Origin of the sequence: Renibacterium salmoninarum ATCC 33209, assembly GCF_000018885.1 — a bacterium.
Lineage (GTDB): Bacteria > Actinomycetota > Actinomycetes > Actinomycetales > Micrococcaceae > Renibacterium > Renibacterium salmoninarum.
The window spans coordinates 1,962,359-1,975,605 of record NC_010168.1; the positions used below are offsets into that span (position 1 = coordinate 1,962,359).

Here is a 13,247-nt window from a genome sequence, read left to right on the forward strand (position 1 = left end):
CATTTAACATATTCGTTAATTAACGAATATGTTAAATGTAGAAAGGGTCAGATGGCTACCGACCAGCTCAGTACGGTCTTCCAAGCTCTGGCTGATCCAACTCGACGCGCAATTTTGGCCAGGCTTTCCGACGGCGATGCAAACGTTTCAGAATTAGCAGAGCCTTTCGAAATTAGCCTGCCCGCAATCTCGCGGCATTTAAAAGTTCTTGAAGCTGCAGGGCTGATCTCCAGGGGTCAAACCGCACAGTGGCGCAGCGCAAAATTGGAACCGATCGCGCTCGAGGAAGCATTCGAGTGGATGGCACCGTACCGGCAAATCTGGGACACCAGACTTGGCCGGCTGGAAAAACACTTGAAAACCGTTCAAGAAATGCAGGAAGAAAAATGACTGAAATCGGCACCGAACTTGTCATTGAACGAATCTTCGATGCACCGCGTGAGTTGGTCTACCAAGCCTTGTCGACGAAGACCAGATTGCGCAGTGGTTTGGACCGGTCGGCGTCGAAATCGACCGAAGCACCGTGAGCGTCGATGCCCAAACTGGCGGGCACCAGCGCCTGATGATGCGTGGTCGCGCCGATCAAGGCGACTGGGCTGGCTTCGAATGTGCCGTTGACCGCAACTTCACCGACGTCGTCGAAAATGAACTCATCGTCGGCACCGAAGAGATATTTGGTCCAGACGGATCCGCACTCATGAACACCCGCTTCGAGTTCCACGACGCGCCCGAGAACAAAACTAAATTGATCATTCGCCAAGGGCCGCTGACGGAATCCCTCGCTGGCCAAAATCGATACGGCTGGGAAAGCTCATTCACCAAACTTGATGTCCTACTGACTGCCGCCGCCTAGACCCCCAGCACCGCCTGGTGACAGACCGGTCATCAGATTCGGCTACACTTGATCTACGGATTCGCTAGAATCCATAGTGCGGGCGTAGCTCAATGGTAGAGCGCTAGCTTCCCAAGCTTGATACGCGGGTCCGATTCCCGCCGCCCGCTCCACTGTGCGAAATTCCCCCCCCCCCCCCTTGGGGGGGAATCGCAATCCCGCTGATAATCAGCGAAGACCTCTTCAGAGCAATTTCATTCTTCCTTCCAGGAGATTCCCATGAGCTCAAGCCCCAATGTTCCTGTCAAAACTCACACCCTAGACGTCGACGGCGCCAGCCTGCACTACGAAGTGCGCGGCCAAGGCCCACTGCTGGCGCTGATCGGCGCACCGATGGACGCAAACGCCTTCACGCCAATGGCCGAGCTACTTGCCGCCGACCACACCGTGCTCACGGTAGATCCACGCGGCGTTCAGCACAGTACCGTGCAGGACGCCAACCAAGATTCGACGCCGGAAATTCGCGCCGAGGACCTTTCACAACTGATCACGGCCGTCGACGCCGGCCCCGCGATCGTTTTCGGCTCCAGCGGCGGCGCGGTCACCAGCTTGGCACTAGCGCAAGCGCATCCTGAGCAGCTCAGCACGGTGATTGCGCACGAGCCACCGCTCGCGGAGCTGCTGGAAAATCATGAACAGATTTTGCGTGAAACCGACGCCACGATTGCCGCTTATCAATCCGAAGGCCTGCTTGCCGGCTGGAAGCTCTTCTTTGCCCACGCATCAATCGAGATGCCACCAGGCGCTCTCGAGTACATGTTTGGCGGCGAGCGCACCGCGCAGCAGATTTCTGACGACAATCACTTCTTCTTACACGAGATGAAACTCAGCACACATTGGCAACCCGGTATCGCTCGGCTGAGCTCGGTGCCGATCAATCTCATCATTGGGGTGGGAGATGACTCAGCGGGCCAGTTTTGTGACCGTACCTGCACTGCTCTCGCCAGCGCGCTGAACACCGAAGCAGTCCACTTTCCCGGCGGCCACACGGGTTTTGTCGAAGATCCGGCGGGCTTCGCCGTGCGGCTTCGATCGGTACTAGCTGAGGTTCGATCGTGACAGATCAGACTTATCCGCAACAGATTGACCTAAAGTTCTCCGGGCCGACTTTTGTTGATGACACCAGTGGCTGGACCTTCATCACGGTGCCAGATTCCGTATCGCACTTCGGCACGCGCAAACATGTGAAAATCGAGGGAACCGTTGACGGCCACCCTATTGCGGCAACATTGATGCCTTCGGGCGACGGCACGCACTGGCTGCCGCTGAAAGCAGCGGTGCGCAAAACCCTTGGCATCGGAAGGTGGCGACTAGGTCAAGGTCCATTTGCAGAACCGCCTGACCTAGCTGCCGTTTGCTCTGCCGTAGGTTGGTGAGTACAGAAGTAGCTCCGAGCAGACAGGAACCCCCATATGACTCATCGCGTCAAGGGCGTCGTAGCCAGCGCCAAGAACGCCCCGGTAACCATTGAGACCATTTTGGTCCCTGAACCGGGGCCGGGCGAGGCCTTGGTGGACATCATTAGTTGCGGCGTTTGCCACACCGATCTGCATTACCAGCAGGGCGGCATTAACGATGAGTTTCCGTTCCTGCTGGGGCACGAAGCCACCGGCGCGGTCGCTTCGGTGGGGGCAGGGGTTACCGAAATCGCGCCGGGCGACAGGGCGATCTTGAACTGGCGCACCGTTTGTGGCGAATGCCGGGCCTGCCGTCGGGGTGAGGCTCAGTACTGCTTCAACACGCACAATGCCAGTCAGAAAATGACTCTGGAGGATGGCACTGAGCTCAGCCCAGCTTTGGGTATTGGGGCGTTTGCGGAAAAGACACTGGTTGCCGCCGGCCAGTGCACCAAGGTGCGCGACGACGTCGACCCGGCGGCAGTTGGGCTGTTGGGTTGCTGGATCATGGCCGGGCTTGGTGCCGCAATCAATACTGGCGCGGTTCGCCGCGGTCAATCGGTCGCGGTTATTGGCTGCAGCGGTGTGGGCTGTGCCGCCATCGCGGGTGCTCAGCTAGCCGGTGCCAGCAAGATTATCGCGGTGGATATTGACCCGAAGAAGTTGGCGGCTGCAGAAAAAATCGGCGCCACTCATATCGTTGATTCTTCAAAGGAGGATCCGATCGAGGCAATTCGCGCGCTCACTGGTGGTTTTGGTGCGGATGTGGTGATCGACGCCGTCGGCCGGCCGGAAACCTATCGGCAGGCTTTCTATGCGCGAGATTTAGCTGGCGCCGTGGTGCTGGTTGGTGTGCCTACGCCTGAGACGGTCATTGAATTGCCGCTGCTAGATGTTTTTGGTCGTGGCGGTTCGTTGAAATCGTCGTGGTACGGCGATTGCCTGCCTAATAGGGACTTCCCCGCCCTGGTGGATTTGTACCGATTGGGCCGACTGGATCTGGACGCGTTCGTTTCAGAGCGCATCGGTCTGGACGATATTGAGGAAGCCTTCAACAAGATGAAGTCCGGTTCGGTGCTGCGCTCGGTGGTGGAACTGTGAGCGCTAGCGTGCACATTGGGCAACTGGTCACTGAGGGGAAGTTTTCGCTCGACGGTGGCAGTTGGGACGTGGAAAACAACGTCTGGATCATCGGGGACGACGCCGAAGTGCTGGTGATTGATCCCGCTCACGACGCCAGCGCAGTATTTGCCGCGGTGGCTGGACGGCGAGTCAGCGCGATCCTGCTCAGCCATGGTCATGACGATCACATTCGGGCTGTTGGCGAGTTTCAGCAACTCTGTGGAGCGCAAATTTTCCTCCACTCAGCGGACAACATGCTCTGGGAAGCTGTTTATCCTGGAGCCGAAGCCCCTAGACCGCTAACCGAGGGCGATGAGTTTCCCATCGGTTCAGACCAGCTGAAATTACGCGTTTTACACACCCCTGAACATTCGCCGGGCTCGTGCTATTTCTACCTACCAGACGCGAAAACAGTATTTTCTGGCGATACGCTCTTCCAGGGCGGGCCGGGCGCAACTGGCCGTTCGTACAGCGACTTCCCGACGATTATCGAATCGATCACAGCCAAATTGCTGACACTTCCCGGCGAAACTTTGGTCCGCACCGGTCACTGAGTTCAGCTGGGTGTTCAGCGGTGCACAATCTGCAGTAGTTGACCGGGCCGACGGAAAGCGGAGCGGCGCAGGTTGACCTTGAGCATCAACTCGCCCCGACGAGCGAGCACCACACCAATAACGACGGCGGCTATCACCGGGACCCCGCCCGCTAACAACAGTGCTGCGTGCGGTCCAATATGCTCAGCGAGCCAACCAGTCATGAGGCCACCAACTGCCTGACCACCAATCAATACCATGATGTAAAGGCTAATCACTCGGCCGCGGATCTGCATGTTAGTGGATACCTGCACTAGCTGGTTTGCGCCGGTCAAAAACAGCAGACAGCTGAATCCCGCAACGACCATTACCGCACCGAAGCTCCACATAGATGGCATAAAGGCCGCCACCGCGAGCGATAAACCGTAGAAACCCGCACTCACCACTACCGAACGTAGCCGCAACTCCTTGCGCCGCGTTGAGGCCAAGGCACCAATGAGCGCGCCAATTGCCACCAAGGTGTTTAGCAAGCCGTATCCGCCGGGCCCTGCGTCAAAAACATGATCGGCAAAGGCAGCCATCACCACGGGCAGGCTCATGGCGAACACTGCGACGAACCCGGCCATAATCGTCGAAAACAAGATTGGCGGCTTTGAAGCCAAGTAGCGTGCTCCCTCAGCAAGCATCCCTTTAGATCGAGGCGCGGGCGTGGACCGAATCAGCTCCGAGCCACGCATCCCCGAAAGCATCGTCACGGTAAAGAGGCAAGCAACCGCGTTGGCGGCAAAGGCCCAGCCGCCGCCCACCGCGACCAGCATCAGACCGGCGACCGCTGGGCCGATCATGCCACCCAGCTGAAAAATCGAGGAATTAATGCTGATTTCGTTGCGCAAATGAGTGGGGCCCACTAGTTCATTCACAAATACCTGCCGCGCGGGCTGATCAACTACAGTAACCAAACCCAATACCAAGGCGACGACGTAAACATGCCAAACCTGAAGCGCGCCGCTCAAGGCCAGAACGGCCATAATCCCAGCCAGAACCGCTGCCGCTGATTGCGCAATCATCAAAAGGGTGCGCTTGGAGAAGCGATCTGCAAGCACGCCTCCCCATGGCCCCAACAGTAAAGTTGGCGCGAACTGCAGGGCTACCGTGATCCCGACGGCGGTCACCGAGCCGGAGAGCTGCAGCACAATCCAGTCTTGGGCGATGCGCTGCATCCACAACGCGATGACGGCAATGAAATGCGCGATGGTGAAGTAACGGTAGTTTCGAATAGCAAAAGCCGCAAAGGTACTTTTGACGCTCTTGTTTTGCACTACCAGGCTGATCGGCGCGGTAACAGCAGAATTCGGAATGATTCGGTTACTGGAAACTTTTGTTGTTGGAATTTGGGCAGTTGCAGGGGAAGCCACGGGAATCCTTGGATAGGGCCTGAACGAGGGAATACTTCAACGTTATCTGTGGTCAACCTCATTCTGAAGTCATATAATCCCTCTAACTGTCATTACGTATTGCAATGAATGGAGATTCGGTGTTCGACAATGACCAGCTGCGCAGTTTCCTTGCCGTTGCTGAAACTTTGAACTTCACTAGAGCCGCCGAGCGCCTAGGTTTGAGTCAACCCACGATCAGCCAGCACATTCGAAAGCTTGAAGACGCAGCCGGCCGGCAGTTGGTGCTCCGGGACACTCGGGAAGTTCGTCTAACCGATAACGGCGATGCAATGGCATGGTTCGCGCGCAACATTCTGGCCGCTCAAGATGATGCAGCGCGCTATTTTTCCGGTGCGGCGATGCGTGGTCGGCTCAGATTTGGCACCGCAGATGATCTCGCCTACACGCGACTGCCCACCATTTTGCGCGACTTCCGGCAGCTCTACCCACAGATCAATTTGGATCTGACCGTGAGCCAGAGCGATCAGCTCTACCGACGAGTTAAAGCTGGCCAGCTGGATCTCGTTTTTGTTAAATTGGTCTCTGGCGCTCAAGAAGGCACCGTGGTGCGGCCTGACCACTTTTCTTGGGTCGGGCTAGAGGGCACACAGCTGATTCCCGGTGCACCTGTGCCTCTGATCACTTACCCAACACCCAGCCTTAGCCGGTCCCTGGCGATTGACGCTTTGGAAAGCACCGGTCGGACCTGGCGAATTACCTGCAATACCAAGGAAATCAACGGAGTAATCGCGGCGGTGAGAGCCAGAATCGGCATTACCGTGATGCCCTCCACCTTGATTCCTGATGACCTTGTTTCGATCACTCGGCGTTTCGACCTGCCGCCGGTGGGCGAGGTTGATTTCACGCTGGTTCGTAACCCGCTCGCCAGAACCGACGTCGTTGATGCCCTAGAGCAAGCCATCATGGGACGCAAACTCAACCCAGCCAGGAACTGACGCTTAGAATAGACGCACCATGATCCGTACTATGTTCAAATCAAAGATTCACCGCGCCACGGTCACGCACGCAAATTTGCACTACGTTGGCTCGGTCACGGTAGATAAAGACCTGCTTGACGCCGCAGACATCCTGCCCGGCGAGCTTGTTGCGATCGTCGATGTAACCAACGGTTCCCGTTTGGAGACTTACACGATCGAAGGTCAAGCCGGCTCCGGAGTGATCGGCATTAACGGCGCGGCGGCGCACCTAGTCAACATTGGCGACACAGTGATTTTGATTAGTTACGCCCAAATGACCACGGCAGAAGCGCGAGAGTACTTGCCGTCAATCGTGCACGTCGATGCCGCCAACAAGATTGTGCAGCTGGGAACTGACCCGGCAGAAGCTCTTACCGAAGGCCTGAACCGGCCACCATTTTCCACCACGGCCTAAGCATAGGTGGTGTGCTGATTGGCTTTTCCCTTGTCTGGATAGTCATTGCCCTCGGCTACTTCCTTGGCCGGTTCAAAGTTCTCGGTGACTCCGGCCAGCAAGTTCTCAATCGTTTCAATTTTTTTGTTGCAAGCCCAGCACTGCTTTTCGAAACAATTTCGCAAGCAGATTTACACACCGTTTTCGGCCCAGGATTTTGGATAGTCGCCGGTTCCGCGTTCGTGGCTGCCGTCGTCTACGTCATCCTTACCTTGATTCGACGCAAACCTTTCGACGCCGAATCCATCATGGGCACCATGAGCGCTTCCTACGTCAATGCCAATAATCTAGGCCTGCCAATCGCGGTTTATGTGCTCGGCAACGCCGCACTCGCTGCGCCCATCGTGATCTTTCAGCTAGCGATCTATCAACCGATTTTCGTCGTGCTCATTGAATTAGTCCGGCACCGGCGGAATGCCTCAGCTGGCAAGTTGCTGTTGAGCGTTGTGAGTAACCCGCTGCTGCTCGCCTCGGTTGCCGGCACCGTGATCGCGGCTTCTGGCTGGCATCCACCGGATCTCATGCTGCAACCTTTCCAATTGATCGGTGGCGCTGCGGTGCCTTGCGCTTTGATCGCCTTCGGCATCTCCCTCTTTGGCTCTAAACCGCTTCAAGACCTCAACAGTCGCCTCTCGGTGCTGCTATCCACCGCGGTCAAACTTGTCATTCAACCGCTGGCGGCGTAGGTATTGGCAACCACCGTGTTTCATTTGAGCGGCCCGGCGTTGTTTGCCGCCGTCGTGCTTGCCGGCCTGCCCACGGCCCAGAATGTCTTTGTGATTGCCGCCCGTTACCAAGCCGGTGTGGCCCAGGCCAAGGACACGGTGTTGCTCACCACCGCGATTGCGGTGCCGGCAATGCTGGTAGTCGCCGCAGTTTTGGCCTGAGGCTAGTCAAATTCGGGCAGAACTTCGTCTTCAGCAGGTACTCTAACCTCATGGCTTCCAAGAGCGCGGCGGATATCGTCGCTAACATCACCCAGGGCTACACCTTCGACACCCCGGCAATTGCCCTCGGCGCTGCGCTGGTTGAGGATCAGGTTTACAAAGACGCCCAAGTGCGGCTTCCGTTGTCCATGATGAACCGGCACGGTCTCGTTGCGGGCGCAACCGGCACCGGTAAGACGGTGACCTTGCACATGATTGCCGAGCAGCTTTCGACGGCGGGCGTGCCCGTTTTCATGGCAGACATCAAAGGCGATTTGTCTGGCTTGGCAACACCGGGAACCGCGAGCGATAAGCTCACCGCTCGCACCCAAAGCTTGGGCCAAGAATGGGCGGCTAAAGCGTTCCCCGTTGAATTCCTCGCACTCGGCGGCGACGGCAATGGTGTACCGGTCCGCGCGTCAATCACCTCGTTTGGGCCGATTCTGCTTTCCCGCGTGCTGCAGCTCAATGAGACGCAAGAGTCCAGCCTGCAGCTGATATTCCATTACGCCGACACCCAAGGTTTGGAACTTTACGACCTTAAAGATCTGCGCGCAGTGCTTCAGGTCCTCACCTCAGATGAGGGCAAAGCAGCTCTCGCCGAGCTGGGCGGGCTGTCCAAAGCTACCGCGGGTTTGATTTTGCGCGAGCTAGTCACTTTGGAAGCACAGGGCATGACCAAATTCTTTGGCATGCCAGAATTCGATACCGCTGAGCTGATTCGGGTAGCTCCCGACGGCCGCGGTGTGATCACCTGTTTGGAACTGCCTAATGTGCAGGACAAGCCCATGTTGTTCTCTACCTTCCTGATGTGGTTGTTGGCGGATTTGTTCCGCGACCTGCATGAAGTGGGCGATCAAGAAAAGCCGAAACTGGTGTTCTTCCTCGATGAGGCGCACTTGCTTTTCAAAGACGCCACTAAAGCGTTCTTGGCCGCTATTACGCAGACAGTCCGGCTGATTCGCTCCAAGGGCGTTGGCATCTTCTTCGTCACCCAGACGCCAAAAGACGTGCCCTCGGATGTGCTGGCTCAGCTGGCAAACCGGGTGCAACATGCGCTGCGTGCGTTCACTCCTGACGATGCCAAAGCACTCAAAGCTACGGTGTCCACCTTCCCGATCAGCGATTACGATCTGGAAAAAACCTTGACCAGTGCGGGTATCGGTGAAGCGGTAGTCACCGTGATGAATGAAAAAGGCGCGCCGACGCCGGTCGCTTTGACCCGGTTGCGGGCACCAGAATCCGTGATGGGGCCAAGCGCGGAAGATACGGTCAAGTCAACGGTTGCTGGCTCGCCGCTCCTGGCAAAGTACGGCACCGAGGTGGACCCGATTTCTGCTTTTGAGAAACTGCAAAACCAAGCAGCACCGCCCACCGGTGATTCGGTAGGCGATCCTGCGCCGCCTATGCCGGCTCCGCCGGTTCCGATCCCGCCGCCACCAGCACCTGAGCAGCAGCAAGGCGGCTTTGGCGCTGAAGTTGCTGGCGCGCTGGGCGGAATCCTGGGTCGCGGCTTGCAGTCGATGGTGCGCTCAATGGGTACCAGCTTGGGACGCAACATCATGCGCGATATGTTCGGTACCACCAGCCGTCGTCGTCGTTAGTCGTTGCCCTTGACCCATTCAACAACGGCTGAGACTCCTACAAGCGAGCAACGCGGGTCCAAGCTGGTCCGAGTTGCCGCGGTGTGGCTTTTTGGTCTTCTTTTGAGCATTGCCGCTGCCATCATCACTATCCAGGTAGTGAATGCGAATTTATACGGGCCACAGCAGCCGGTACGCGACTATTTGCAAGCGCTTCAGGACGGCGATGGATCGCGCGCATTGGGCTTGCTAGGTGCAAATCTGCCCAACGCCTCAGCAGCTCTACTCGATGGCCAAGCCCTCAAAACAGCCGCTGCTGGAATTAGCGATATTCAGGTGGGAAATCCGACGACCTTGGACAATGGCCGGGTCAAGATTTCGGTGAATTTTCAAATGGCAGGCTCCGGACACAGCAGCGATTTCACCTTGGAACCGGTTGGCTCGCAATGGATCTTCTTCAATAAATGGAAGTTTGTGCCAACTTCGTTGCCGGTACTGGATGTCTCGGTAGTCAACCAGACGCAGGCCACCATCAACGGTGTTGATGTACCGATGCCAGCGGGGAAAAACACCTTTTCATTGCTCTATCCCGGCAGCTACGAGGCGGGTTACCAAGGCAAGCTCTTCACGGCGAAGCCCGGTACGGTGCTTGTTGATTCGCCGATTTCCAGGCCATCACCGGTTACTTTGGCCCCTGAGCCGTCGGCTGAATTAGTCGATCAGGTCAATAAGGCGCTCAAACAGTACACCGACCAATGCGCTCAGCAAAAGGTGCTCCGACCAAGTGGTTGCCCACTCAATTACCGGACAAACAATCGAATTACCGGCGATATTGCTTGGACGATCGTTTCCTACCCACAAGCAGCAATTTCGGCCTACAACGGCAGCTGGGTCATTGCCCCGTTGAAGTTCAAAGCGGAAATCAAATTCTCCGAAAAGGACAGCTTGAGCGGTGCAGCGAGCGATGTGGACAAAGTGCAAGAGTTCTTCTTTTCAGCCAAATTGAACATTAGCGGCGAAAAAGTCGAAGTAACTCCGGTAGTTCAGTACTAGGCCCGCGCAGGCAAGTACGGCCAGCCTAACCTTCTTGAGGATTGCCTTCGCTTGCTATCGAGAATCAGTCAGAATAACTAGGCTAGTGTAATGAGCCAATTCAACACACTTCTGCAAGAGCAAATCGGTCACGAGTTCGCTGCTTCACAGCAGTACATTGCGGTATCCGTCTGGTTCGATTCCCAGGACCTGCCGCAGCTGGCCGCTCACTTCTACAAGCAATCGCTCGAAGAGCGCAATCACGCCATGATGATGGTTCAGTACATGCTGGACCGCGACCAGGACGTCAAAATTCCTGGCATCGGCGAGATTGTGAACAACTTCAACGATGTCACTGAGCCGCTGAAACTGGCCCTAGAGCAGGAAAAGCAGGTTACTTCGCAGATCGAGAAGTTGTTCGCCACGGCCCGCACCGAAAACGACGCTCTCGGTGAGCAGTTCATGCTTTGGTTCCTCAAAGAGCAGGTCGAGGAAGTCGCCTCGATGAGCACTTTGGTCAACATCGCCGAGCGCGCAGACAGCCTTTTCGACATCGAGAACTTCATTGCCCGCGAAACCATTGGCGACGGCGGCGAGGATTCCTCAGCGCCCGAAGCCGCCGGCCGAGCGCTCTAAACCGTCACCCGCACCGCACTTCACCGCCCCGCCGTCGAGTGTCGACTTGTGGCTGGTTTTCTTCGGAGAAACCAGCCACAAGTCGACACTCGACGCGTTTAAGGGATACTGATGATTGGGGCCGCAAATTGAGCGGCTCCGAAGGCATCGCTAGTTGGAATTCGACCGACAACATTGGCAAACAGGCCACCTGGGAAGCGTTGTCCGTGACCGAGCAGGGTCAGGGCAAGTACCTAGTCAGCATCCGGACCGGAGGCAATGGCTATAACGGCATTAGCCCCTTCGTTTTCACGGTGCTGGATGGCAAAGTGCAGTCCATGGTGATTAGCGCTGGCTAGAGCCCCAGTTTCTCTAAGAATTCGCTCTCAGTTCCCAAGACATGTTCTGCGAGGAAAGCTTCCACGGTGGAGTACCACACCCGGGCGTGCTGAGGTTTGAGAATCCAGTGACCTTCGTCGGGAAAGTACAGGAATCGGTGCACTGTCTTCCCTTCCGAATCCGTCGCATCCGGTGATTCTGAGAGCAGGTCAGACCAAAGCCGGAATCCTTCGCCCACAGTGACTCGGTAATCTTTATCGCCATGGATCACCAGCATCGGACTGACGATATTTTGCACATACGTGTTCGGGGATCGATCCGCCATCAATTCCGGCGCCATCTTCCGATTCCAGTAATGAGCGGCATCGGTCCGCTTGCTATGGCCTTCCAGCTCCCAGGAACTGGCATGCGTCACACCGGCTGTGACAACCGAAGTGAATCGCCCCGGTGTGTCCGGAGACTTTCTTGTTTGAGAGGATCAGGACATGGCAGGGAAAACTACGACACGGTATCCGCAGGAGTTGAAGGATCGTGCGGTGCGCATGGTGGCGGAGATGGAGGGTGCATCTTCGGCGTGGGCGGCGATGCAAAAAGTTGCCCAGCTTTTGGGTGTGGGTGTGCCGGAAACGGTGCGTAAATGGGTCCGGCAAGCCGAGATCGATGTTGGTACTAGAACTGGAACAACGAGCACGGAATCGGCCGAGCTGAAACGGTTACGGCGTGAGAACGCTGAGCTGAAACGGGCGAACGCGATCCTTCGGAGTGCTTCAGCTTTTTTCGCGGTCGAACTCGACCGCCACAACACTGATCGTGAAATACATCAAGGACCATGCCGGTCACCGCGAGAATAATGGATTGCGGTGGGGTGTCGAGTCGATCTGCCAGGTGCTTACTGGGACGGGGTGAAGACCACCCCGTCCACGTACTACGAATGGGTGGATAAAACACGATCTCACCGAGAACAACGTGATGAGGTGCTCAAGCCCGTGATCCAGAAGGTGTATGCCGCTAATTACGGGGTTTACGGCACCAGGAAAGTCTGGTTGGCGATGAACCGTGAAGGTGTGCCGGTGGCCAGGTGCACGGTAGAACGGCTCATGGGGTTACTTGGCATACAGGGTGCGGTCCGTGGCAAGGTCAAACGCACCACGATCAAAGACTCGAAGGCAGCCCGAGCGAAGGACTTGGTCCGCCGTGATTTCACACCAACGGCACCGGATCGGCTATGGGTAGCTGATTTCACCTATGTTTCGACCTGGTCCGGGTGGGTCTATGTTGCCTTCGTTATCGATGCTTACTCTCGGAGGATCCTGGGCTGGTCAGCGAGTGCTTCTATGAACACCGTGCTAGTGCTCAACGCAGTTAATCAGGCAATCTGGAGTCGTGAACGGGCCGGGGCTGAGATTTCCGGGGTGATTCATCATCACGATGCCGGGGCTCAATACGCCTCCTTGGCCTTCACCGAACGCCTGGCCCAGACCGGTATCCGCCCCTCGATCGGTTCTGTGGGTGATAGTTACGACAACGCCTTGGCGGAAACCATCAACGGGCTTTATAAGACCGAGCTGATCAAACCCGGCAAGCCCTGGCGGACTCTAGAAGAAGTCGAAATCGGCACCGCTGAATGGGCCGATTGGTACAACCACCGAAGGCTCTACCAGTACTGCGGAGACATCCCACCAGTAGAGCTAGAAAACCACTACTACAATCACTACCAGAGCACGGAAGCCGCCGACAGGCTCATCGTCTGAGAAACCCTCCGGACACGCCGGGGCGATTCACTGGCTTACCGATGTCAGTGCTTCCGTAACCGCCGCTTTGGTGATTTTAGGCACCGTGATGCTGATCGACCTACGCAACCCCACGCAAAACGCTGCACCACTTTTGGTTGCTATGAAGGGCTCATAGCAACCAAAAGTGGTGCAGCGTTTGAGAAAGAAG

17 protein-coding genes, 1 tRNA gene and 1 pseudogene are annotated in these 13,247 nt (G+C 56.7%); 17 read left to right on the forward strand and 2 right to left on the reverse strand.

Going from position 1 to position 13,247, the window contains the following annotated elements; all coding sequences use genetic code 11:
- The first annotated feature begins 51 nt into the window (after positions 1 to 51).
- The 8 genes from RSAL33209_RS09790 to RSAL33209_RS09820 all read left to right on the forward strand — a co-directional run bounded on the left by RSAL33209_RS09790 (position 52) and on the right by RSAL33209_RS09820 (position 3,965).
- Entirely contained in the window at positions 52 to 390 is a 339-nt protein-coding gene (locus RSAL33209_RS09790) for an ArsR/SmtB family transcription factor (RefSeq protein WP_012245614.1), read from the forward strand.
- Positions 387 to 527 carry a hypothetical protein gene (locus RSAL33209_RS17560; protein WP_012245615.1) on the forward strand — a complete coding sequence of 47 codons (141 nt, stop codon included), beginning with the start codon at positions 387 to 389 and terminating at the stop codon, positions 525 to 527. The genes RSAL33209_RS09790 and RSAL33209_RS17560 overlap by 4 nt, the downstream gene beginning before the upstream one ends.
- Entirely contained in the window at positions 509 to 853 is a 345-nt protein-coding gene (locus RSAL33209_RS09795; protein ID WP_233494332.1) for an SRPBCC family protein, read from the forward strand. The genes RSAL33209_RS17560 and RSAL33209_RS09795 overlap by 19 nt, the downstream gene beginning before the upstream one ends.
- A gap of 78 nt (positions 854 to 931) precedes the next feature.
- A tRNA-Gly gene (locus tag RSAL33209_RS09800) sits at positions 932 to 1,005 on the forward strand.
- A 106-nt stretch (positions 1,006 to 1,111) separates the two neighbouring features.
- Positions 1,112 to 1,951, forward strand: a complete 840-nt coding sequence (locus RSAL33209_RS09805) for an alpha/beta fold hydrolase (protein WP_012245617.1) — start codon at positions 1,112 to 1,114, stop codon at positions 1,949 to 1,951.
- Positions 1,948 to 2,268: a DUF1905 domain-containing protein gene (locus RSAL33209_RS09810; RefSeq protein WP_012245618.1), complete on the forward strand. Its 321-nt coding sequence runs from the start codon at positions 1,948 to 1,950 to the stop codon at positions 2,266 to 2,268. Before RSAL33209_RS09805 ends, RSAL33209_RS09810 begins: the two co-directional genes overlap by 4 nt.
- 36 nt (positions 2,269 to 2,304) lie before the next feature.
- Positions 2,305 to 3,390 (forward strand): S-(hydroxymethyl)mycothiol dehydrogenase, encoded by a 1,086-nt coding sequence (locus tag RSAL33209_RS09815; RefSeq protein WP_012245619.1) that lies wholly within the window; start codon positions 2,305 to 2,307, stop codon positions 3,388 to 3,390.
- A complete protein-coding gene (locus tag RSAL33209_RS09820; protein ID WP_012245620.1) occupies positions 3,387 to 3,965 on the forward strand; it encodes an MBL fold metallo-hydrolase in 579 nt (192 codons plus the stop codon). Before RSAL33209_RS09815 ends, RSAL33209_RS09820 begins: the two co-directional genes overlap by 4 nt.
- A 14-nt stretch (positions 3,966 to 3,979) precedes the next feature.
- On the opposite strand, the gene RSAL33209_RS09825 is transcribed toward RSAL33209_RS09820, so the two are convergent.
- Entirely contained in the window at positions 3,980 to 5,359 is a 1,380-nt protein-coding gene (locus tag RSAL33209_RS09825; protein WP_012245621.1) for an MFS transporter, read from the reverse strand.
- Positions 5,360 to 5,478: 119 nt separating this feature from the next.
- Between RSAL33209_RS09825 and RSAL33209_RS09830 the strand changes: the two genes are divergently transcribed.
- The 8 genes from RSAL33209_RS09830 (at position 5,479) to RSAL33209_RS09860 (ending at position 11,326) form a co-directional block, all read left to right on the forward strand.
- Positions 5,479 to 6,336, forward strand: coding sequence for a LysR family transcriptional regulator (locus RSAL33209_RS09830; RefSeq protein ID WP_041685558.1), 858 nt, complete (start codon positions 5,479 to 5,481; stop codon positions 6,334 to 6,336).
- A 19-nt stretch (positions 6,337 to 6,355) separates the two neighbouring features.
- Positions 6,356 to 6,772 (forward strand): aspartate 1-decarboxylase, encoded by a 417-nt coding sequence (gene panD, locus RSAL33209_RS09835; RefSeq protein ID WP_012245623.1) that lies wholly within the window; start codon positions 6,356 to 6,358, stop codon positions 6,770 to 6,772.
- An 11-nt stretch (positions 6,773 to 6,783) separates the two neighbouring features.
- A complete protein-coding gene (locus RSAL33209_RS09840) occupies positions 6,784 to 7,497 on the forward strand; it encodes an AEC family transporter (protein ID WP_012245624.1) in 714 nt (237 codons plus the stop codon).
- Positions 7,498 to 7,500: 3 nt separating this feature from the next.
- Positions 7,501 to 7,698, forward strand: coding sequence for an AEC family transporter (locus RSAL33209_RS18760; protein ID WP_012245625.1), 198 nt, complete (start codon positions 7,501 to 7,503; stop codon positions 7,696 to 7,698).
- Between the two features lie 50 nt (positions 7,699 to 7,748).
- On the forward strand, positions 7,749 to 9,341 hold the full coding sequence (locus RSAL33209_RS09845) for a helicase HerA-like domain-containing protein (protein WP_012245626.1): 1,593 nt from the start codon (positions 7,749 to 7,751) through the stop codon (positions 9,339 to 9,341).
- 9 nt (positions 9,342 to 9,350) lie between these two features.
- On the forward strand, positions 9,351 to 10,373 hold the full coding sequence (locus RSAL33209_RS09850; RefSeq protein ID WP_114597622.1) for a zinc ribbon domain-containing protein: 1,023 nt from the start codon (positions 9,351 to 9,353) through the stop codon (positions 10,371 to 10,373).
- A 90-nt stretch (positions 10,374 to 10,463) separates the two neighbouring features.
- Positions 10,464 to 10,988 carry a ferritin gene (locus RSAL33209_RS09855; RefSeq protein ID WP_012245628.1) on the forward strand — a complete coding sequence of 175 codons (525 nt, stop codon included), beginning with the start codon at positions 10,464 to 10,466 and terminating at the stop codon, positions 10,986 to 10,988.
- 128 nt (positions 10,989 to 11,116) lie between these two features.
- Positions 11,117 to 11,326, forward strand: coding sequence for a hypothetical protein (locus tag RSAL33209_RS09860; RefSeq protein ID WP_049758961.1), 210 nt, complete (start codon positions 11,117 to 11,119; stop codon positions 11,324 to 11,326).
- Here the strand turns inward: RSAL33209_RS09860 and RSAL33209_RS09865 are convergent.
- Entirely contained in the window at positions 11,323 to 11,721 is a 399-nt protein-coding gene (locus RSAL33209_RS09865) for a prolyl oligopeptidase family serine peptidase (RefSeq protein WP_012245629.1), read from the reverse strand. The two genes, RSAL33209_RS09860 and RSAL33209_RS09865, sit on opposite strands and share 4 nt — an antisense overlap.
- A gap of 70 nt (positions 11,722 to 11,791) precedes the next feature.
- Between RSAL33209_RS09865 and RSAL33209_RS17120 the strand changes: the two are divergent.
- Positions 11,792 to 13,057: pseudogene (locus RSAL33209_RS17120) on the forward strand (IS3 family transposase).
- The last annotated feature ends 190 nt before the right edge of the window (positions 13,058 to 13,247 follow it).